This window comes from Candidatus Accumulibacter propinquus (assembly GCF_056856495.1).
On record NZ_JBSEHC010000003.1, the window covers coordinates 1,113,063 to 1,134,332 of the forward strand.

The following is a 21,270-nucleotide window of genomic DNA, read 5'->3' on the forward strand; positions in this document are numbered from 1 at the left end:
CTGTGAGAGGCCGGGGGTGCAACTCCTCCGGCCTACTTGCCACGACTGGCTCGAAGCCATCGTCGCCCTGCCGCTGAACCTCTTCTACAACACCGGCATCGCCACCTACATCTGGGTGCTGTCCAGCCGCAAGCCGGCGCACCGCCAGGGTCGGGTGCAGCTCATCGACGCCAGCCAGTGGTTCAAGCCGCTCAGGAAGAACCTCGGCAAGAAGAACTGCGAACTCTCGCCCGAAGACGTCGAGCGCATCAGCCGCTGCTTCCTCGACTTCGCGGAAACGCCCGAATCGAAGATCTTCGCGAATGCCGCTTTCGGCTACTGGAAGGTCACCGTCGAGCGGCCGCTGCGCCTGCACAGCCAGCTTTCGCTCAAGGCCATCGAAACGCTGCGCTTCAACTCCGGCGACGAGGATCTGCGCGCCACGCTCGTTGATGTGTTCGGCGACGACCTGTGCATCCGTTTCGCCGCGGTTTCCGCCGCGCTCGAGAAGCGCCTCGCCGACTGGGGCAGTAGCGACGACCCCGAAGGCGAAGACGACGAAGGCGCCACGAAGAGGGGTCTGCCCGAGCGGCAGAAGAAGAAGCTGCTCGACGCCAGGACCTGGGAACGCGACGGCCGCCTGCTCGACGTGGCTACCCGGCTGCGCGCATTGCTCGGCGATGCACTCTTCGACGACCACAACGTCTTCCGCGACCGTGTGGACGCCGCGCTGAAGGCGGCCGGGATCAAGCTCGCCGCCGCCGACCTCAAGCAGCTCCTCAGGGCCGTGAGCTGGCGCGTCGACACCGCAGCCCCGGTCATCGCCAGGGTGCACAAGCCCGGCAAGGTCAGGGCCGAGCCGCTGCGCGGCCGCTACGCGGTGAGCGTGGACGGCCAGCCCGCCATCGTCGAGTACGAGCCCGACGCCGACCTGCGCGATACCGAGCAGGTGCCGCTGCTCGAAGACGGCGGCATCGAGGCCTTCATCCGCCGCGAGGTGCTGCCGTACACCCCCGACGCGTGGATCAGGGACGACGCCACCCGGATCGGCTACGAGATCAGCTTCACGCGCCACTTCTACCAGCCGCAGCCGCTGCGCACGCTCGAAGAGATCAGCGCCGACATCCTGGCCATCGAGAAGGAGGCCGAGGGTTTGCTGGATGGTCTGCTCAAGGTCGGTCAGCGATGAAGAAGAAAGTCATCACTTCGCCCCCTGCACTACAGACCGGGAGGCAAGAGCACGCCGGCCATGTCGCAGAGGCGCAGATACCTGTCACTGTGGATGAGGCGGCGCTCCTCACTGACTTGCGAGAACTGATCCAGTCCGCCCGCCAGCGGATTGCCACGGTTGCGAACTCGACTACGACGCTGCTGTACTGGCATCTCGGGCGTCGACTCCTCGCCGAGAGTCTTCAGGATGAGCGGGCGCCATACGGAAAACGCATTCTCGCGACCGTGTCACGCGAATTGACCGTCGAGTTCGGGCAGGCCTTCAGCCTCCGCTCGCTCTACCGCGCCATTCAGTTCTGTCAGGGTTTCACGAACCAGGAGATTGTGTCGACGCTGTCGACACAATTGAGCTGGAGCCACTTCATCGAGCTGCTGCCGCTCAAGGACCCGCTGGCCCGCGACTTCTACGCCGAGATGTGCCGCATCGAGCGTTGGGACGTGCGCACGCTGCGCCAGAAGATCGGCGGCCTGCTGTTCGAACGCACCGCGCTGTCGAAGAAGCCGCAAGACGTCATCGCGGCCGAGATCGGCAGACTTCGCGACGGGCAGGTGAGCCCCGACATCGTCTTCCGCGATCCCTACCTGCTCGACCTGCTGGGGCTCAAGGGTGCCTACAGCGAACGCGACCTCGAGAGCGCCATCCTGCGCGAGATCGAGGGCGTGCTGCTCGAACTGGGCAGCGGCTTCGCCTTCGTCGCCCGGCAAAAGCGCATCAGTGTCGGCAAGGACGATTTTCATCTCGACCTGCTGTTCTTCCACCGCCACCTGCGCCGGCTGATCGCCGTCGAACTGAAGCTGGAATCCTTCCAGCCGGGCCATGTCGGGCAGATGGAGTTCTATCTGCGCTGGCTGGACAAGCACGAACGCGCTCCCGGCGAGGAACCCCCGATCGGACTCATCCTCTGCGCCTCCGCCGACGCCGAGCAGGTGGAACTGCTGCAGCTCGACGCCAAATCGATCCGCGTCGGCGAGTACCTCGCGGAGTTGCCGCCGCTGCCGTTGCTGCGTGCGCGGCTGCACCAGGCGATCGAACACGCCCGCGAGAGCGCCGCCCGGCGAGTGAAGGATGAGGACCAGCCATGATCGCCGACCTCAAGCCGTATGCGGAGTACAAGGAGTCGGGGCTACCGTGGCTCGGGCAGGTGCCGGGGCATTGGGAGGTGCGGCCCGCGTTTGGTGCCTTCGTGCCCAATCACGAGCGCAACCACGGCATGAAGGAGAAGACCGTGCTTTCGCTCAGCTATGGTCGCATCGTCATCAAGCCTGCGGAGAAACTCCACGGCCTAGTACCTGAATCGTTCGAAACCTATCAAATCGTCAAACCGGGCGACATCGTCCTTCGCACCACCGATCTTCAGAATGACCACACCAGCCTCCGTGTAGGAATTGTCCGCGATCGTGGCATCATCACATCAGCCTACCTGGCTCTGCGAGTGAACACAGGTGTCAGTCCCGACTTTGGTTTTCAGTTCCTCAACGTCTGGGATATGAGCAAGGCCATCTACGGCTACGGCTCGGGACTTCGCCAGGGCTTGGACTTCTCGCACTTCAAGCGGATTCCCGTCGCGCTCCCACCACCCGCAGAGCAAGCGGCGATTGTGCGGTTTCTGGACTGGGCGAACGGGCGGCTGGAGCGGGCGATCCGGGCGAAGCGGAAGGTCATCGCGCTGCTCAACGAGCAGAAGCAGGTCATCATCCATCGCGCCGTCACCCGCGGCCTCGACCCCTCCGTCCCCCTCAAACTCTCCGGCATCCCCTGGCTCGGCGACATTCCGCAGCATTGGAAGGTGTTGCGATCGAAGTACGTCTACCGCGAGGTCGACAACCGATCTGCCACTGGTGAAGAGACGCACCTCTCGATGAGCCAGAAGTTCGGCTTGATTTCAAGCACTCAGATTGAAGCCAGTCGCTTGGTTTCTGAGTCCTACGCTGGCGCGAAGCTGTGTGAGAAAGGCGACCTCGTGCTGAATCGGCTCAAGGCACATCTCGGTGTGTTTGCCCTAGCCCCGGAGCGTGGGCTCGTAAGCCCCGACTACACGGTCCTCCGCCCTGTTCGGGAACTTGATGAACGGTTCTTCGAGGCGGTTTATCGTAGCCCCGCATGCCGCGTCGAACTTCGCCAGCGAACTAAGGGAATCGTTCAGGGCTTTTGGCGGCTTTACACCGACGATTTCTACAATATTCGGGTACCCGTCCCGCCCGTTAATGAACAGAAGCGCATCATGATTCAACTCGACATCGATCTCTCCGGCGTGAACACCGCCACCGGCCGCCTCGAACGCGAGATCGAACTCCTTCGCGAATACCGCACCCGCCTCGTCGCCGACGTCGTGACCGGCAAGCTCGACGTGCGCGAGGCGGCGGCGCGGCTGCCCGAGGACGCCGCGCTTGACAACGGCGACAGCGAAGCGGACCTCGACCCGGAACTCGCCGACGAGGCGGCTGAGGCATGATCCTGCCGGCAGGGCCCAAGCTCTACCACATCGCCCATGTGGACCGCCTGCCGTCCATCGTGGCGGACGCCTGCCTGTGGTGTGACGCCGAGGTGTCGCGGCGCGCGCCGGCGGGAACGATGATCGGCATCAGCAGCATCAAGCAGCGGCGCTTGAGCGAGCTCACGCTGAGCAGCCATCCGGGATTGCACGTCGGCGATTGTGTGCCGTTCTATTTCTGCGCGCGTTCGGTGATGCTGTACCTGATCCATCAGGGCAATCATCCGGAACTCGCCTATCGTGGGGGTCAAGGTCCGATCATCCACTTTGAGGCCGATCTTGGCGCGGTGGTCGACTGGGCCGATCGGCAGGGCCGCCGCTGGGCGTTCACCTTGTCGAACGCGGGATCACGCTTCTTCGAGGATCGCTGCGAACTTGCCCAACTCGGCGAGATCGACTGGAATGCCGTGCAGGCGCGCGACTGGCGGCAGTGCAAGGAGGGCAAGCAGGCGGAGTTTCTACTGGAGCATAGTTTGCCGTGGCATTTGGTTGAGCGCATCGGCGTGCCGTCGCGACCGATCTTCCAGCAGGTGTCCAACGTGCTGCCAACCAGTGGATACCGGCCAGCGGTCGAAATAGTCAGCGATTGGTATTATTGACAGAGGAGGCGTCAGCCATGATCGAATACGCCAGCGGCGACATCCTGAAGTCCGGGACGGATGCGCTCGTCAATACGGTCAACTGTGTGGGCGTGATGGGGCGTGGCATCGCGTTGCAGTTCAGGCATGCCTACCCGGAGAACTTCAGGGCCTATGCTGCGGCTTGCCGGCGCGGCGAGGTGCAGCCGGGCCGGATGTTTGTGTTCGAGACGGGGCAGCTCGCCGCGCCGCGCTACATCATCAACTTTCCAACCAAGCGCCACTGGCGTGGCAAGAGCCGCATCGAAGACATCGAGGCCGGCCTGGCCGCGCTGGTGGAGTTGATCCGTGCCCGGCGTATCCGCTCGATCGCCATTCCGCCGCTGGGCAGTGGCCTGGGTGGACTGGACTGGATCGAGGTCAGGCCGCGCATCGAAGCCGCACTTGCGGGGCTTGCCGATGTGCGGGTGCTGATCCTGGAGCCCAGCGGTGCGCCCACTTCCGACGCCATGGCGCACAGCCGCGAAGTGCCCAGGATGACTGCCGGGCGAGCGGCGCTGGTGGAGTTGATGCACCGTTATCTCGGTGGTCTGCTCGACCCCTTTGTCACCCTGCTGGAGGTGCATAAGCTGATGTACTTCATGCAGGAAGCGGGTGAACCGCTGAAACTGAAGTACGTCAAGGCGCCTTACGGTCCCTACGCCGAGAACCTGCGGCATGTGCTGCACGCGATCGAGGGTCACCTGATCGCTGGCTACGCCGACGGCGGTGACGCGCCGGACAAGCCCCTGACGCTGGTTCCGGGCGCGGTCGAGGACGCCTCAAGCTTTCTCGCGCAACATCCCGAGACACGCGAGCGTTTCAACAGCGTGGCGGCGCTGGTCGATGGCTTCGAGTCGTCTTTCGGTCTGGAGCTGCTGTCCACGGTGCATTGGGTGATGAAGCACGAGAGCGTTACGACCCTCGATGACCTGGTCGAAGCCGTCTATGCCTGGAACCCGCGCAAACGGCGGTTCACGCGTCGGCAGATCGGCATTGCCGCAGGTGTGCTGGCGAAGACGGGGTGGACGCCTCCCGTCGATGCACAGGTCTGTGCATGACGACTACCGACACCAGCGAGAAGGGCCTGGAAAGCCTGATCATGCGCCACATGACCGGCGTGGATGGCCTTGTCGTCGCCCCGAACACCGCCGCAGAGGTGCGCGCGCCGTACGGCGGCACCGGCTACATCGCCGGCAGCGCGCGGGACTACGACCGCGCGCACGCGCTCGACGTGCCGCAGCGCTTCGCCTTCCTGCGCGCCACGCAGCCCGAGGCCTTCAGGAAGCTGGCGCTGGCCGAAGCGAACGACGCCAGCGACATCAACCGCCGCAAGTTCCTCGCCCGCCTTTCTGCCGAGATCGGCAAGCGCGGCGTCATCGACGTGCTGCGCAAGGGCGTGGCGCACGGGCCGCAGCACTTCGACCTGTTCTACGGCACGGCCTCGCCGGGCAACGCCAGGGCCGCGGCGCGGCACGCGCAGAACCGCTTCTCGATCACGCGCCAGCTCACCTACAGCAGCGACGCGCCGCGCCGCGCGCTCGACCTGTGCCTGTTCATCAACGGCCTGCCGATCGCCACTTTCGAGCTGAAGAACAGCCTCACCAAACAGACGGTCGACGATGCCGTCGAGCAGTACCGGCGCGACCGCAACCCGCGCGAACGGCTGTTCGAGTTCGGCCGCTGCGTGGTGCACTTCGCGGTCGACGAGAGCGAGGTGCGGATGTGCACCGAGTTGCGCGGCCGGGGTTCGTGGTTCCTGCCGTTCAACAAGGGTCACCACGACGGCGCCGGCAACCCGCCCAACCCGCACGGCCTGAAGACCGCCTACCTCTGGCAGGAGGTGCTCACCCCCGCGGGTCTGACCAACATCCTCGAGAATTACGCGCAGATCGTCGAGGAGAAGGATCCGCGCACGGGCAGGAAGAAGCGCCGGCAGGTCTGGCCGCGCTATCACCAGCTTAGGCTTGTGCGCCAGGCGCTGGCCGATGTGCGTGCCCATGGAGCGGGCAGGCGTTACCTGATCCAGCACTCGGCGGGCAGCGGCAAGTCGAATTCGATCGCCTGGCTGGCGCACCAGCTGATCGGTCTGCAGCGCGACGGCGATCCGGCGGATCGGGCCAACAGGGAGATTTTCGACTCGGTGATCGTGGTCACCGACCGGCGCCTGCTCGACGACCAGATCCAGACCACGATCCGGCAGTTCATGCAGGTCGGCGCGACCGTCGGGCACGCCGAGCGCGCGGGCGACCTGCGCCGGTTCATCGAACAGGGCCGGAAGATCATCGTGTCGACGGTGCAGAAATTCCCCTTCATCCTCGACGAGATCGCCATCGAGAGCGGCAGGACCTTCGCCATCATCATCGACGAGGCGCATTCGAGCCAGGGCGGCAAGACCTCGGCGGCGATGAGCCAGGCACTCGGCGCGCCGGCGGAAGACGACGACGCGGGACCGGACCCCGAGGACACGGTGAACGCGGCGCTCGAAAAGCGCATGGCGGCGCGCAAGATGCTGGCCAATGCCAGCTACTTCGCCTTCACCGCGACGCCGAAGAACAAGACACTGGAGATGTTCGGCGAGCCGCTGCCGCTCGACGCGGCCGGGCGCGTCAGGCATCGGCCCTTCCACAGCTACACCATGAAGCAGGCGGTCGAGGAAGGCTTCATCCTCGACGTGCTCAAGGCCTACACGCCGGTGGACAGCTACTACAGGCTGGTCAGGAAGAGCGAGGACGACCCGGAGTTCGATACCCGCAAGGCGAACACGAAGCTGCGCCACTACGTCGAGAGCCACGTGCACGCGATCCGCCTGAAGACCGAGATCATGGTCGACCACTTCCACGCGCAGGTGCTGGCGGCCGGGAAGATCGGTGGGCAGGCGCGGGCGATGGTGGTCACCAGCGGCATCGAGCGCGCGATCCAGTACTTCCACGCCTTCCAGGCGTATCTGCGCGAGCGCAAGAGCCCGTACCAGGCGATTGTCGCCTTCTCGGGCGAGCACGAGGTCGGCGGAGCGAAGGTGAGCGAGGCGTCGCTCAACGGCTTCGCGAGCGGCGACATCGCGCGGCAGATCCGGACCGACCCCTACCGCTTCCTGATCTGCGCCGACAAGTTCCAGACCGGCTACGACGAGCCGCTGCTGCACACGATGTACGTGGACAAGCTGCTGGCCGGCATCAAGGCGGTGCAGACGCTGTCGCGGCTGAACCGCGGACACCCGCAGAAGCACGACTGCTGCGTGCTCGATTTCCAGAACAACAGCGAGGCGATCACTTACGCCTTCCAGGACTACTACCGCACGACGCTGCTGGCCGACGAGACCGATCCGAACAGGCTGCACGACCTGAAGGCGGCGCTGGACGCGGCGCAGGTCTACTCGCCGGAGCAGGTCCGGCAGGTGGTGGCGATGTTTCTCGATGGTGCCGACCGCGACCAGCTCGACCCGATCCTCGATGCGTGCGTCGCCGTCTATGTGGACGCGCTCGACGAGGATGGCCAGGTGGACTTCAAGGGCAAGGCGCGGGTGTTCTGCCGCAGCTACGCCTTCCTCTCGTCGGTGATCGCTTACCGCAACGCCGGGTGGGAGAAGCTGTCGATCTTCCTCGACCTGTTGACGCCCAGGCTGCCGGCGCCACAGGAGGAAGACCTCGCCAGGGGCATCCTCGAAGCGATCGACATGGACAGCTACCGCGTCGAGAAGAAGGCGGCGATGAACATCGCGCTCGCCGACCAGGATGCCGAGATCGAGCCGCTGCCCACCGATACGCGCGGCCACCAGCCGGAACCCGAGATGGATCGGCTGAGCAACATCCTCAAGACCTTCAATGAACAGTTCGGAACCTTGTTTACCGACGGCGACCGGGTCGCGAAGCGGATCCGCGAAGACATCGCGCCCAAGGTCGCCGCCGACGCGGCCTACCGCAACGCCCGCGAGAACACCCCGCACACGGCGCGCATGGCACACGACCAGGCGCTCGGCAAGGTGATGCAGATCCTCCTCAAGGACGACACGCAGGTCTACAAGCAGTTCGTCGAGAACGAGTCGTTTCGCCGTTTCGTCGGCGACATGGTGTACGCGTTCACCGCCCATCCGCTCTGACACTCCTCCGGAGGCACGAAGCCAACGCCGCAGACTCCTTCGCCGCGCCGTGTCAGGTCGGCAGCCGCGCCGGCGCGGGCGCAACGAGCGGTTCGCGGAGTGCCGGCGCCGCCTCGGCGGTCACGCGCCGAGCCAGCACGGCGTCGAGCGCGGTCGCTTCGGCGAGGTCCGGCGGCGTCGCACGCCGTGCCTGCGCCAGCACCAGGCGGCTGAGCACCGCATCCAGGGCGGTCGGGCTGCCGAGCGCGTGCGGCACCAGCGAGCGCAACAATTGCAGCCGTTCCGGCGGCAACGGCCACGAGCCGGCCGCGGCCAGCGTCGCCGCCGCCAGTCGCGCCGCCAGATGCGGCGCCAAGCCCGGGTCGGGCACGGCCACCGCGTCGCCGGGGTGGAGCGGGCGGTCGTTGCCGTTGAGTCGGAGAAAATCCGCCCTGGGGCGCTGATAGAGCTTTTGCAGACCGTCGAAGCTGCCGTCGTCGCGGGCCCATGCCGGCAGTTGCAGCGCGTCCGGACGGCGGCCGGCGTAGCTGTGGCCCACCCGGTGCAGGCCGGCGAACTCTGGAAGGTAGGCGCCTTCGGACAGATGCCGGGCGCGCGCCTCGATGTCGAAGCCCGGCCACCAGTGCGTTCGCAGCGCATTGACACGCGCCGTCATGCGGGCGCAGAAGGTCGGATCCTGGACGTTGTGCGCGGCCCGTTGCGCCCACTCCAGGGCTTGCTCGATCGCCGGCGAGGCTTGGGGCTGTCCACGCTGGCAGATCTCGATGGCTTCGGCCAGCGCCATGCACGCCGGCGCCTGGTAGCCGGCGAAGCCGGAATCGGCCAAGGCCATGGCTTCCTGCAGCACCTGGTCGGCGAGGGCCTCTTCTCCGAGCAGCCAGCCCAGTGCCTGGGCGCTGGCCAGCATCCGTCGCTTGTGCTGCGCCCAGATGTCGCTGCCCTGCACTTCGCGTCCCGGCTTGAGGCACATCGCCTCGTCGATCAGCCCGGCCGCCTGTTCGTGCAGCGCGGTCCGCGCCGCCGCATCCTGCGCCTGGGCACGCAGCGCTGTGGCCGCCGTCGGCAGGCCCTCTTCGAACTCGACACTATCGCCGCTGAGGGCCGCGGTGAGAATGCCGACCACCGCCTCGCGCAGCCACTCGCTGCCGTCTGGGCGCGGCAGTTCGACGATGAAGCCGAATAGCAGCCAGAGGGTGCTGAAGCGATATTCGGAGTAGTTGTAGTTGGTATAGACGCTGAGGTAGCGCCGCAGGGCATCCATGCCGCGGTCCGGGTCCTGCGCGGCGTAGGCCGCCAGGTAAGGGCCGTCGAGTTCGGCGAGATATCGCGTCGTGCCGCGCTCGGCGTCGTCAGCGCTGCCGTCGGCCGCTGCGCCGTGGTAGATGCCGCGCGTCGGCGGCGGCCGGTCGGGGTTGTGCAGGTCGGGATCCAGCCCACGGCTGATGATCAACTCGCGCTGGTACTCGCCGCCGCCGACACGCTTGAGCAACTCTTCGATCAGTGCCGTGTCGGCTTCCTGCGGCGGTACCTGGAAGGCGAAGACTGGCGCCGGCTGTTCCCAGATCTGCGCTCGCAGCCAGAGCAGCAGGGTGCGCACCGCCGGCTGCGCAATCGACTCGGTTTCGACTTCGGCAAACAGGGCGCGTGCCTGTGCGCGCTTGTGCGCCGGCGCCAGCCAGGCGACGGTCAGCAGGAGGACCTGGCGCCAGTGTTCGTCAAGGGCAAAGAGGGCGCAGCGGCGGCGGGCACCGTCGAGGTCTCCTTGCTGCGCCAGTTCGAAGATCGGTTCCGGCCGCAGGTGCCGGCGGCGGAAGCGCGTCAGGGTGTCGGCAGCGTCGACGATCAGCGGCACGCCGAGGGGCAGGTCGTCGGATACCGCCGCGTCGAGCGCGCACGACAGGGCCTCGCGCAGTGCCGGCAGGTCGGCGAGTGCCTGCTCATGCGCCTGTTGCCAGTCGGTGTTGCCGACCAGTACCAGCAGACGTTCGACGAGGCCGTGCCGCTGCGGCTGCGCGCTGGCCAGGGCCGCCTGGGCGAGGTGGAAGGCCAGCCAGCGCCAGGCGTAGGCATGCTCCCTGGCCGGCCGTTCCCCCCAATGCTCGGTCAGACGCAGGTGCAGCGCGGCCTTGTCGGTCAGCTGCAGCGACAGGTAGCTGCGCAGCACGTCGTGCACGCGCAGAGTCCCTGAGCCGGCGTCGTAGTCGAGCAGCGACAGCGGTTCCAGCCGCGAAGAGACCAGTTCCTCGGCCTGGGTCGCGTCGAGCCCGGCCGTGATCTGCCAGAGTTCGGCGGCGCTTGCCAGGGGGATCGGTACATCCTGCGGGAAAATCGCCAGCTCGGCGTAACGTTGGCGCTCGGCGGCATCCAGCAGTTCCAGACTGGCCTCGACTGTGGCGGCCACCGCCTGGTCGCGCTCCAGGGCGTCGTGGGCGGGGTCGAAAGCCAGCACGCCCTTGCGTGCCAGGTCGCGCTCGACGGCGTCGAGCGCTTTGGCGATGGGCATTTTCTGGCGCCCGATACGTTGCCGCAGGGTCCGGTTGGCCAGCCGCAGCAAGACTGGCCAGTAACCCAACCGGCTGATCAGACTCAGGAGACGGGCGTCCTGTCCTGTCGGCAGATCGGCGCCGAGCAGTTCCCTGGCATCCGCTGCCTGCATGTTGCCGACGTCCAGCAGTTCGGCTTCGAAGGGGAGGGTGAGCGCGTTGCGGGTGGTGATCAGGCGGGCACAGCCACCGCTGGCGGCGACGATGTCCCGGATCTGGGACTCGTCCCAAACGTCGTCGAGCACCAGCAGCAACGTGCGTTGCGCCAGCGCCGCCAGCAATTGGGCGCGGGCGCCTGGCAGCGTCGTACAGCCGTCGCAGTCGCCGCGGAGGGCGCTGACCAGATCGGCAATCTGCGCGCGCGGGTCGGGCGGATTCTTGCCCAGCGGCACCCACAGGATGCCGTCGCGGCAGGCCTGCAGAACGGCCGGGTCGGCGCAGAACAGGCGTGCGAGGGTGGTCTTGCCGGCACCGCCGAAGCCGCACAGGCCGACGCTGTTGGCCAGCAGTTGCCCGTTGCCGTCGAGCAGGTGCGCCTTGATCAGGGCCAGCTCCTGCGATCGCTGGACGTGGTCGGGGGCCGGTGGCGGTGCCTGGAAGGGCGTCTGCCTGGGTCGGCCCGGGGCCCCGACGTGGATGCTGATATTGCCGGAGTTGTCGCCGCCGACATAGACCCCCGCAGAGCCGACAGAGACGGCATGCTCGCCTTGCGCAATGGCCCCGCCGCCAGCGAGTTGGGCGTGCTGGCCGAAGCTGTCGGTTGCGGGCGCGACGGCGCTCGGCGTCGCTTGCCAGCTGCCGGATTCGCTGCCTGCGCCATCGGCGGTCGGTCGTTGCAATGGCTCGTCGAATGGCTCTTGGTCGTCCCGCAGTTCGGGGCCGGAGGCGAGAAATCTCTTCCTGTCGGACATGATGATCACTCCTTGTTGGCCATGGGCTCGACGCAGGTGCGTCGGCAAAACTGCGCAACGATTCTAGCAGGGCGGCCGAGTCACCGTACATGGGGGGGCTCCCGGTTGGAGGCCCATTCTGGTGGCAAGGTTGCGCAAAGCGGGCAGTTGGGCGCAGACTGCGGGTGCCCTCCGGATGCCCGGAATGCAAGGGGAACCCGTCATGCCACTCAACAGTCATCCCATGGCGTCGTCGCTGCGCGCTTCCGATAGCGGCAAGATTGTCTCCGCGCGCGATGCAGTACGCTTGATTCGTGACGGCGATACCGTCGCCACCGGTGGTTTCGTCGGTATCGGCTTCGCCGAGAATATTGCCGTGGCCCTCGAAGCCCTTTTCCTGGAAAGCGAGAGTGACGATACCCATGGTCTCGGGCACCCGCGCCGGCTGACGCTGGTCTACGCGGCCGGACAGGGTGACGGCAAGGAGCGCGGACTCAACCACCTCGGCCACGCCGGCCTGGTCAGCCGGGTCATCGGGGGTCACTGGGGGCTGGTGCCCAAGTTGCAGCAACTGGCAGTTGCCAATCGTATCGAGGCCTACAACCTTCCGCAGGGGGTGATCACCCATCTGTTTCGTGACATTGCCGCCGGCAAACCGGGAACGATCACGCGCGTCGGCCTGGGCACTTTCGTCGACCCGCGTTTCGGCGGCGGCAAACTGAACGCGATGACCACCGACGACATCGTGCGGGTGATGGCAATCGACGGCGAGGAGTACCTGTTCTACAAGGCGTTTCCGATCAATGTCGGCATCATCCGCGGCACCACCGCCGATCCGGATGGCAACGTGACCATGGAGAAGGAGGCGCTGACCCTGGAGGCGCAGGCCATCGCCATGGCCGCCCGGAACTCCGGCGGCATCGTCATCGTCCAGGTTGAGCGCATTGCCGAGCGCGGTACCTTGAATTCGCGTCAGGTGAAGGTGCCGGGGGTTCTCGTCGATTGTGTGGTGGTGGCGGAAAAGCCGGAGTACCACATGCAGACCTTCGGTGAGCAGTACAGCGCTGCCTTTGCGGGCGAGATCAGGGTGCCGTTGTCGGCGATAGCGGCCATGCCGATGAGTGAGCGCAAGATCATCGTGCGTCGCGCGGCGCTGGAGTTGAAGCCGAATGCGGTGGTCAATCTCGGCATCGGCATGCCGGAAGGTGTCGCCAGCGTCGCCGCCGAAGAGAAGATTGCCGATCTGCTTACCATGACCGCCGAGCCCGGGGTGATTGGTGGCATCCCGGCCGGCGGCTTGAGCTTCGGGGCGGCGACCAATGCGCAGGCGGTGATCGATCAGCCCAGTCAGTTTGATTTCTACGATGGGGGTGGCCTCGATATCGCCTTTCTGGGTCTGGCGCAGGCGGACAGGCACGGCAACCTCAATGTGTCCAAGTTCGGCCCGCGCCTGGCGGGCGCCGGTGGTTTCATCAATATTTCGCAGAATGCCAAGAAGGTGGTCTTTGTCGGCACGTTTACCGCCGGCAGACTGGAGGTTGCCCTGGAGGACGGCAAACTGCGCATCGTCGAGGATGGCCAGGCGAGAAAGTTTGTCGACGAGGTCGAACATCGGACCTTCAGCGGTGCTGAAGCGCAGCGGCGAGGGATGAGTGTGCTCTATGTGACCGAACGCTGTGTCTTCCGGTTGTGTCCCGAAGGGCTGGAACTGGTGGAAATCGCACCCGGTGTCGATCTGCAGAAGGACATCCTGGAGCGGATGGATTTCGTACCGCTGATGCGTGCCGAGCCGGTCCTCATGGACAGCCGGATTTTCCGGGAAGAGCCGATGCGGCTGCGAGCCGAGATGCTCGAGATGCCGCTGGCTGAACGCCTGGCGTACAACGCCGACAAGAACATTCTCTTTCTCAACTTCGAGGGCTTGAGCATCCGCAGCGCGGCCGACATCGAACGGGTTCGGCTGGCGGTGCACGAGAAGCTGGCACCGATCGGCCACAAGGTGTATGCGATTGTCAACTACGACCGCTTCTCGATCCTGCCCGAACTGGTCGATGACTATATCGACATGGTCAAGGTCCTGATGGACAACTGTTACCACAAGGTGACCCGCTTTACCTCCAACACCTTCCTGCGCGCCAAACTCGGCGAGGCCCTGGAGAAGCGGCAGATTGCCGCACAGAGTTACGAAACGGCGGCCGAGGCCGAAGCGAACCTCAGCCGCTCGTAGTCCGCGTTGCCTGCGGACACGGTGTTGCCCCCGGACGGTGCCGGTTCGTCGTAATATCCGCCCCAGCGCCGTTTCTTCCCCTCGCCTGGTCATCCTGCATGCAGAGACTACTTGCCCTCGTCGGGCCGTTGCCGTTCATCGCACTGGCCATCATCGCGGCCGGTCTTTCCCTCGGCGTTGCCGTTTGGCTATACGCCGGGATTTTCGCGCCGGCACTGTCGACGCTTGCCGCCGGCTGGCGCTACCCGCTGACCGGACTGGCGCTGGCCGCCAGTTACTTTGCCTACGGCCTGACGCTGCTGCTGGTGGCGCCGCTCCTGAACTTTCTTCTCGGTGGGCGGTTGCAACCGTATCGCGGCTCGGCCGTGTCCCTGACCGCACTGCGCTGGTATGTCCATTGCACGCTGACGCTGGTGGTTCGCTACTCGTTCCTGGAGTTCGTGACGCCGTCGCCCTTCGCGCAACTGTACTACCGCCTGATGGGCATGAAGATCGGCAGCAACGTGACCATCAATTCGACGGCCATCGCCGATCCGTCGATGATCGAAATGGCTGCGGGGGTGACCATCGGCGGTTCGGCCAGCGTCATGGCGCACTACGCGCAGGGCGGCTACCTGGTGATTGCGCCGGTACGACTCGGCGCCGGCGCCACCATCGGCTTGCGCGCGATCGTGATGGGCGGTGTCGAGGTCGGCGAGAAGGCCAAGGTCCTGGCCGGCTCCTTCGTCCTGCCCAATACCCGGATACCGGCCGGCGAGACCTGGGCCGGAATTCCCGCGCAGCGGGTGGAACTCGAGCGGGTCGCGGCGAGCAGCACCGACGGCACGCAGCCGCACTGAATGATGATCGAACTGCCGGCCTGGGACACCATTGGCCTGCGCCTGCTGGGCATCGCCTGCGGGCTGGTGGCCTGGTTCGTGACGCAGCGCATGATCGGCCAGCGCCATCTCGAAGGCGGCGGCATCTACGATCATCTGCACCGCCTGACCGCCGCCGGCAACGCCTGGCTGCACGTCCATCCGGGTGCCGCCAGGGCGGCGCTGATCGCCAGTTCGCTGGGCGTCGATGCGGTCAGCCTGTTCGTTCTCGGCTACGCCGTGGTCGGTCCGAGCTTCAGTCCGTTCTGGGGGCTGCTGTGCCTGTTCGGTCTGCGGCAGGCGAGCCAGGCGGTGGTGGCGCTACCGGCACCGTCGGGAATCATCTGGCGCGATCCGGGCTTCCCTTCCTTGTTCGTCACCTATGCCGTCGGCAACGACTTCTTTTTTTCGGGTCACACCGCGCTGGCCGTTTATGGCGCCATCCAGATCGCCACTCTCGGCATTCCCGTCCTTACTGTTGTCGCGACCCTGCTGGCGGTGTTGCAGATGCTGGTGGTGATCGTGTTGCGGGCACACTGGACGCTGGACGTGCTGACCGGACTGTTCGCCGCGCTGCTGGTCGGTTTTGCGTTCTGGCCGGGGTAGGAAACCCTCCGTATCCCTCACACGGGCTGTGCCGCCTTCGCCGACCATGCGCGGATCTGATCGATGCTGGCCGTTGCGCCGCCGCAGACGACGAACAGGACCCTGGCAAAACCCGCGAGCGCCGCTGAGCCCTCGTAAGCCAGCGCGAGGGTGGCCCCGCAGGCGGGTTCGACCAGCAGGCGGTGGTCGGAGAGGAAGCGCTCGCAGGCATCGAGAGCGCTTCCGTCGGAAACGACGACGCTATCGATCGCATGCTCAGTCGACCACTGAAATGCCCGGTCGCAAACGCGTTTGGCACCGAGCGAGGTGGCGACGCTGCTGATCGTCTCGAGTTCCAGTGGGTGACCGGCGCGCAGCGCATGATTGAAGGATGCGCTGCCTGTGGTCTCGACGGCGATCACGGGGACATGGCCGAGGGCGTTGCGTCGCAAGCCCTCGATCACGCCGCAGAGCAGGCCGCCGCCGCCGACCGACAGGACGACGGCGTCCGGGCGCAGGGCGGCGCGGGCGACTTCGTCAACCAGGGTGGCATGGCCGGACCAGAGCAGCGGGTCATCGAAGGGATGGATGAAAGCGTCTGACTGACCAACAATCGACAGCGCCAGCAAGTTGGCTTCGTCCCAGGAGGCGCCGTGCACGATGACCTGTGCCGCTTCCAGTTGCAGCAGTTCCCTGGCTCGGGCGGATGCGGTTTCGGGCACCACGACGGTGACCGGGACCGACAGGCGGCGGCCGGCGTAGGCGACGGCCAGTCCGGCATTGCCGCCGGATGATGAAACGAAGCGGCGCGCGCCGCGCCGCAGGTATTCCTCGCAGGCCGCGCCGACCCCGCGAATCTTGAACGATCCCGGTGGCTGCAGCGCTTCGAGCTTCAGCCACGCCGCGCAATGACCGGCATGGCTCAGAAACGGGGACTCGATGAGTGGGGTTTCAATGTGCAGCGGCATCTTGCTGTTCCGGTGTCGCGCGCGAGTGCTGCGCCGGCGACGTGCAGGACGATTAACGACGCAGGCCGGCGACGGAATTCCGCGCCGGCCTGTGTCTTTGGTGCGACGGCAGCCTGTCGTTCAGTACACTTCTGGAATGAAGGTCTGGTCGGTGATCGGCGGGCGCACGTAACCGCCCTCGTCTTGGCGGGGCGGCAGCACGATCGGCTGTGGCGTCAGGTCTTCATAGTCGATCATGTTCAGCAGATGCGTGATCACGTTCAGTCTGGCGCGCTTCTTGTCGTCGCCGTCGACCACGTACCACGGGGCCTGCTTGATATCGGTGTGGGCGAACATCGCGTCCTTGGCTTTCGAGTACTCGACCCAGCGCGCACGCGATTCCAGATCCATGGGGCTCAGTTTCCAGTGCTTTTCCGGATGGAAAATGCGCTTCTGGAAACGGCGCTCCTGCTCTTCGTTGCTGACCGAGAACCAGTACTTGATCAGGATGACACCGCTGCGGACAAGCATCCGTTCGAATTCGGGGCAGGTGCGCAGGAACTCGCGGTATTCCTCTTCGGTGCAAAATCCCATCACGCGCTCGACGCCGGCCCGGTTGTACCAGCTGCGGTCGAAAAGAACCATTTCGCCGCCGGCCGGAAGGTGCTGGACGTAGCGCTGGAAATACCACTGTGTCTGTTCCCGGTCGGTCGGCGCCGGCAGCGCAGCAACGCGGGTGACGCGCGGGCTCAGGCTCTCGGTGATGCGCTTGATCGTGCCGCCTTTGCCAGCCGCATCGCGCCCTTCGAACAGCACGACCACTTTCAGTTTCTTGAACTTGATCCACTCCTGAAGTTTCACGAGTTCGATCTGCAGCTTGGCGAGCGTCCGTTCGTAATCCTTGGTTTTGAGCGGAGGCTTCGGAGCGGGATGCGGAGCCTCGTTCAGGTTCACCTTGGCCGGGGTTGCTACCGCCTTCGGTGTTGCTGCCGGCTTGCCTTTGACCGGTTTCGTCGCCTTGGCGGCCTTCACGGGCTCCTTTTTGGCCGTCGCGCGCGCTGCCTTGCCGGCGGCGGCAGCCGGTGGCGATACCGGCTGCTCTACGGTCACTGCTGCGGGAGCGGCTTGATCACTTTCTGGTACGACATCTTCTTGCACGGTCTTGACTTCACTCATTGATGCCTCCTTGGTGTGGCTAGAAACTGCTGGGAAATGAAAACGTATGCTGTCCCGGAAGACTTCGCTCCGCTTTTGTCGACGACCCCCCGGACAATACGCGGCAAGCTTCCGGGGCGCCAACGGCTGCTGCCGTCAGGCCCTGGGTAGCTGTTTAAGCCGCGGACTCAGGGTTCGGTGAACGACCGTGACGACGAGTTGACTGGCTCGGTTGTGTCGGCTGCCGATGCCATGCAGCAGATGATGCCAGCAATGATGGCGAAGCGAACAAGCCCTCGCTGCCCGCTGGGCGTGGCTAACGCCGGTTGCTTCAGTGCAGCACAAGAGGAATGTGAATGGACGGGCACAGGGCGAACTTATGCCTTGGTTTCGCTGCTGTTAAGACTCGACAATTCGATACTGCCTTGAATTGTTGGCATGGTTCGTTTCCTCTTTGCGCCGGAAAGGCCGTGGGCGGCAATTATCGTCCTTTTTTTCGCAAAAATGAACACTGCCGTGCACGAAACGTGCAATATGCCAAAGGCGTTGCTGGTGTGGTGCCGGCGTGTCGCATGCGGGCTCGGGACGTGCGCGGACAGTAGCAGTTTTCCATGCCGGCGTTGTGACCGATGTCACGTTGCCTGTCAGACGCCGCACACGACCGGAAATGCCGGCCGGCGATGCTTTATTGTGACGCCGCGCAGGCACTGATCGTTGAGCGGCAATGCCTGTCCGTCGCATTGCCGATTGCTGTGTGGTTCAGGACGGCAGGAGCAGATCCTGCCGGGTGCGCGAGGGAACGGCCATGACAAACTGGCTGCCCCATCCGGGGCGGCCAGTCCATGACCTTCGGGTTTCTGGAGGCGCTGCGTCCTCAGCCGAGTTTGGCGAAGGCTTCGATCACTTCGGGTGGGGCCTGGACCATTTCGATCAGCACTCCTTCTCCGGCGATCGGGAATTCCGCACTCGCTTTCGGATGCAGGAAGGTTATGTCGAAGCCTGCTGCTCCTTTGCGGATACCACCGGGGGCGAAGCGAACGCCGTTGGCGGTCAGCCATTCGACGGCCTTCGGGAGGTCGTCGATCCACAGGCCGACGTGATTGAGCGGGGTTGCATGTACTGCGGGTTTCTTCTCGGGGTCGACCGGTTGCATCAGATCGACTTCAACCTTGAAAGGGCCCGTGCCCATCGCGACGATGTCTTCATCGACATTTTCGCGCTCACTGACGAAGTTGCCGGTAATTTCGAGGCCCAGCATGTCAACCCAGAGTTGACGCAGTTTCATCTTGTCGGGCCCGCCGATGGCGATTTGCTGGATTCCGAGGACTTTGAAGGGACGTTGTTGCTTCATGTGTTGTTCTTTCTCGTAGGAGGATCGAAAAAAGTTCTGGCTGCGCAATCTCAATCGCGTGCAGAACGACGTATCGCCGTCGCGACAGCAATCTCGCCGCCACGCGAAAAAGCTTCGACGTTCGCTTCGATGGTATCAGGGTCGTACAGATAATTCACCATCAGGCCATAGGACTGCTGCCGTCCGCGTGCCGATGTGTCGGCCAGATAATTCAGACGTTCGACACGTGCGCCGTTGCCCAGGTGGAAGCGGGCAACCGGGTCGAAAGGCCGGCCGCCCTTGCTGGCGGTTACCAGGTAACGCGCGGCCAGGCGCATCAGGCCGTGTTGCAGGGCACGCGCGAGGCGCGCTTCATTCACCCAGCGATCATCCGCAAGCAGTTTGGCAAGTTCGCTGGCGTCCGCTGGCGGTGCCATGTCCGACTTGAGGTGGCGTGTGATCCGCTCCAGATCGGCGGCGCTGAAAGACTGCTGCCAGGCTTCCGGATTCTTTTCGGCCCAGCGCCGGAATGTGGGCAGCGGCGACAGGGTGGCGAAACTGACCAGACGCGGGTAGTCGCGTTTCAGGTCGTCAACGACGCGCTTGAGCAGGAAATTGCCGAAGGACACGCCGCGCAGGCCGGGTTGCGTGTTGGAAATCGAATAGAAGATCGCCGTGCTGGCGCGCTGCGCGTCGAAAACCGGCGCCTGCTCGTCGAGCAGCATCTGCACATTGTCCGCCAGGTGGTCGGTCAGAGCGACCTCGACGAAGATCAGCGGTTCCATGGGCATGCGCGGGTGGAAAAAGGCATAGCAGCGACGGTCGGAATCGAGACGGTTCTTCAGGTCGCTCCAGGAGCGGATCTCATGCACCGCCTCGTATTCGATCAGTTTTTCGAGCAGCGCTGCCGGCGAACTCCAGGTGATTCTTTGCAGTTCAAGGAAACCGACGTCGAACCAGGCGCCTAGCCGGGACTCGAGTTCGCGATCGAGCGAGCGCAGCGCAGCGTCGGTGTCGGCAAAGCGCAGCAGGTCGGCGCGCAGGTCGACCAGGAATTTGACGCCTTGCGGCAGGGTATTGAATTGCGCCAGGATACGCAGGCGCGACGAGCGCATGGCCTTGCGCAGTTCCGATTCGGCCATCCATTGCGCGTCACTGCCAATGGCCGCCTGATAGCTGGCATGCGCCGTGGCGACCAACTGCGGGTCGGGGCCAAATTCGGTGGCCAGCATGCGCAGGAAGGTCGCGCGACCCTCGTCTTCGAGACGCAGGTAGGTTTCCGCCAAACGCCCTGCACGCTGCCTGGCCGAGATTTCCCCGCCGACTCCGGCTGCGCATTCGTGAAGGAGTTCGCGGGTCCGGACCAGTTCCTTGCCCGCAAGGCCACGTGCACCGCCACTGTCGGCAAGCAGCGTGCGCACCTTGCGCAAGCCCCGGACTACAATTCCTGCAGGCATTTCTTTCTCCTCGGTCTCACGGCCGGCCGCGACGCGTGTTCTGCTCAGACGCGTCGGTGATGCGCCGCGACGACAAAAATGATACCGAACAGGACCATCGGCAGCGACAGCCACTGTCCCATGCTGACAGAATACGAAAGTCCAAAGATTCCTTCGTCCGGCGTCCTGAAATACTCGGCAACCCAGCGCAGGACGCCGTAACCGATCAGAAAGACTCCCGAAACGGCACCGCTGGGTCGCTTGCGGCTCGAATAGAGCCACAGGCAAACAAACAGAACGAGGCCCTCGAGACCGGCCTGGTAGAGTTGCGAAGGGTGGCGCGGCACATCGTCTACCCAGGGGAAAAGCATTGCCCACGGCAGCGCCGGATCAGCCGCGCGCCCCCAGAGTTCGCCATTGATGAAGTTGCCGATGCGCCCGGCAGCGAGGCCCAGCGGCACCAGCGGGGCAATGAAATCGGTGAGTTCGAGCCAGCGCCGCTTGCTCTTGCGGGCGTATAGCCACATCGCGATCAGCACGCCAAGGAAGCCGCCGTGAAACGACATGCCGCCTCGCCATACGGCGAGGACTTGCAGCGGATGCTCCAGGTAGTACGCCGGCTCGTAGAACAGGACCTGGCCTAGGCGGCCGCCGACGATGACTCCCAGGACGCCGTAGAACAGCAGGTCATCGAGTTGTCGCAGCGTCCAGCCGGTGGTGGCCAGCTCCGGATGGGTCAGGATCCGCTGCCGGCCGAGCCACCAGAACTGGAGAAAGGCCACCAGGTACATCAACCCGTACCAGTGCACGCTGAGCGGGCCAAGCGAGACTGCGACAGGGTTGAACTGCGGATGGATCAACACGTTGCGAACACCCGTGGGCC

15 protein-coding genes are annotated in these 21,270 nt (G+C 65.0%); 9 read left to right on the forward strand and 6 right to left on the reverse strand.

Annotated features, from left to right (window positions below):
- The first annotated feature begins 16 nt into the window (after positions 1 to 16).
- The 6 genes from AC15MQ_RS11075 to AC15MQ_RS11100 are packed head-to-tail and all read left to right on the forward strand — an operon-like array spanning position 17 to position 8,417.
- Positions 17 to 1,168: an N-6 DNA methylase gene (locus tag AC15MQ_RS11075; protein ID WP_483080142.1), complete on the forward strand. Its 1,152-nt coding sequence runs from the start codon at positions 17 to 19 to the stop codon at positions 1,166 to 1,168.
- Positions 1,165 to 2,292, forward strand: coding sequence for a PDDEXK nuclease domain-containing protein (locus tag AC15MQ_RS11080; RefSeq protein ID WP_483080143.1), 1,128 nt, complete (start codon positions 1,165 to 1,167; stop codon positions 2,290 to 2,292). The genes AC15MQ_RS11075 and AC15MQ_RS11080 overlap by 4 nt, the downstream gene beginning before the upstream one ends.
- A complete protein-coding gene (locus AC15MQ_RS11085) occupies positions 2,289 to 3,662 on the forward strand; it encodes a restriction endonuclease subunit S (protein ID WP_483080144.1) in 1,374 nt (457 codons plus the stop codon). Before AC15MQ_RS11080 ends, AC15MQ_RS11085 begins: the two co-directional genes overlap by 4 nt.
- Entirely contained in the window at positions 3,659 to 4,300 is a 642-nt protein-coding gene (darT, locus tag AC15MQ_RS11090; protein WP_483080145.1) for a type II toxin-antitoxin system toxin DNA ADP-ribosyl transferase DarT, read from the forward strand. The genes AC15MQ_RS11085 and darT overlap by 4 nt, the downstream gene beginning before the upstream one ends.
- A gap of 17 nt (positions 4,301 to 4,317) precedes the next feature.
- Positions 4,318 to 5,379, forward strand: a complete 1,062-nt coding sequence (gene darG, locus AC15MQ_RS11095; protein WP_483080146.1) for a type II toxin-antitoxin system antitoxin DNA ADP-ribosyl glycohydrolase DarG — start codon at positions 4,318 to 4,320, stop codon at positions 5,377 to 5,379.
- Positions 5,376 to 8,417 carry a type I restriction endonuclease subunit R gene (locus AC15MQ_RS11100; protein ID WP_483080641.1) on the forward strand — a complete coding sequence of 1,014 codons (3,042 nt, stop codon included), beginning with the start codon at positions 5,376 to 5,378 and terminating at the stop codon, positions 8,415 to 8,417. The genes darG and AC15MQ_RS11100 overlap by 4 nt, the downstream gene beginning before the upstream one ends.
- 52 nt (positions 8,418 to 8,469) lie before the next feature.
- On the opposite strand, the gene AC15MQ_RS11105 is transcribed toward AC15MQ_RS11100, so the two are convergent.
- A complete protein-coding gene (locus AC15MQ_RS11105) occupies positions 8,470 to 11,871 on the reverse strand; it encodes an NB-ARC domain-containing protein (RefSeq protein ID WP_483080147.1) in 3,402 nt (1,133 codons plus the stop codon).
- Positions 11,872 to 12,073: 202 nt separating this feature from the next.
- Between AC15MQ_RS11105 and AC15MQ_RS11110 the strand changes: the two genes are divergently transcribed.
- The 3 genes from AC15MQ_RS11110 to AC15MQ_RS11120 all read left to right on the forward strand — a co-directional run bounded on the left by AC15MQ_RS11110 (position 12,074) and on the right by AC15MQ_RS11120 (position 15,540).
- The gene (locus AC15MQ_RS11110; protein ID WP_287666324.1) at positions 12,074 to 14,077 is read left to right on the forward strand and encodes an acyl CoA:acetate/3-ketoacid CoA transferase; all 2,004 of its coding nucleotides are present in this window, start codon (positions 12,074 to 12,076) and stop codon (positions 14,075 to 14,077) included.
- Positions 14,078 to 14,175: 98 nt separating this feature from the next.
- Entirely contained in the window at positions 14,176 to 14,916 is a 741-nt protein-coding gene (locus tag AC15MQ_RS11115) for a hypothetical protein (protein WP_483080148.1), read from the forward strand.
- Positions 14,917 to 15,540, forward strand: coding sequence for a phosphatase PAP2-related protein (locus AC15MQ_RS11120; RefSeq protein ID WP_287655520.1), 624 nt, complete (start codon positions 14,917 to 14,919; stop codon positions 15,538 to 15,540).
- Between the two features lie 17 nt (positions 15,541 to 15,557).
- Here the strand turns inward: AC15MQ_RS11120 and AC15MQ_RS11125 are convergent, their stop codons facing one another.
- From AC15MQ_RS11125 to lgt, 5 genes are all read right to left on the reverse strand, one after another.
- Positions 15,558 to 16,487 (reverse strand): pyridoxal-phosphate dependent enzyme, encoded by a 930-nt coding sequence (locus AC15MQ_RS11125; RefSeq protein WP_350495654.1) that lies wholly within the window; start codon positions 16,485 to 16,487, stop codon positions 15,558 to 15,560.
- A gap of 120 nt (positions 16,488 to 16,607) precedes the next feature.
- Positions 16,608 to 17,414 (reverse strand): polyphosphate kinase 2, encoded by an 807-nt coding sequence (gene ppk2, locus AC15MQ_RS11130; protein WP_434735603.1) that lies wholly within the window; start codon positions 17,412 to 17,414, stop codon positions 16,608 to 16,610.
- A 1,081-nt stretch (positions 17,415 to 18,495) separates the two neighbouring features.
- On the reverse strand, positions 18,496 to 18,972 hold the full coding sequence (locus AC15MQ_RS11135) for a VOC family protein (RefSeq protein ID WP_287655524.1): 477 nt from the start codon (positions 18,970 to 18,972) through the stop codon (positions 18,496 to 18,498).
- Positions 18,973 to 19,022: 50 nt separating this feature from the next.
- On the reverse strand, positions 19,023 to 20,408 hold the full coding sequence (locus AC15MQ_RS11140; protein ID WP_483080149.1) for a malonyl-CoA decarboxylase: 1,386 nt from the start codon (positions 20,406 to 20,408) through the stop codon (positions 19,023 to 19,025).
- 44 nt (positions 20,409 to 20,452) lie between these two features.
- Positions 20,453 to 21,250 carry a prolipoprotein diacylglyceryl transferase gene (gene lgt, locus AC15MQ_RS11145; protein WP_287655528.1) on the reverse strand — a complete coding sequence of 266 codons (798 nt, stop codon included), beginning with the start codon at positions 21,248 to 21,250 and terminating at the stop codon, positions 20,453 to 20,455.
- Between the last annotated feature and the right edge of the window lie 20 nt (positions 21,251 to 21,270).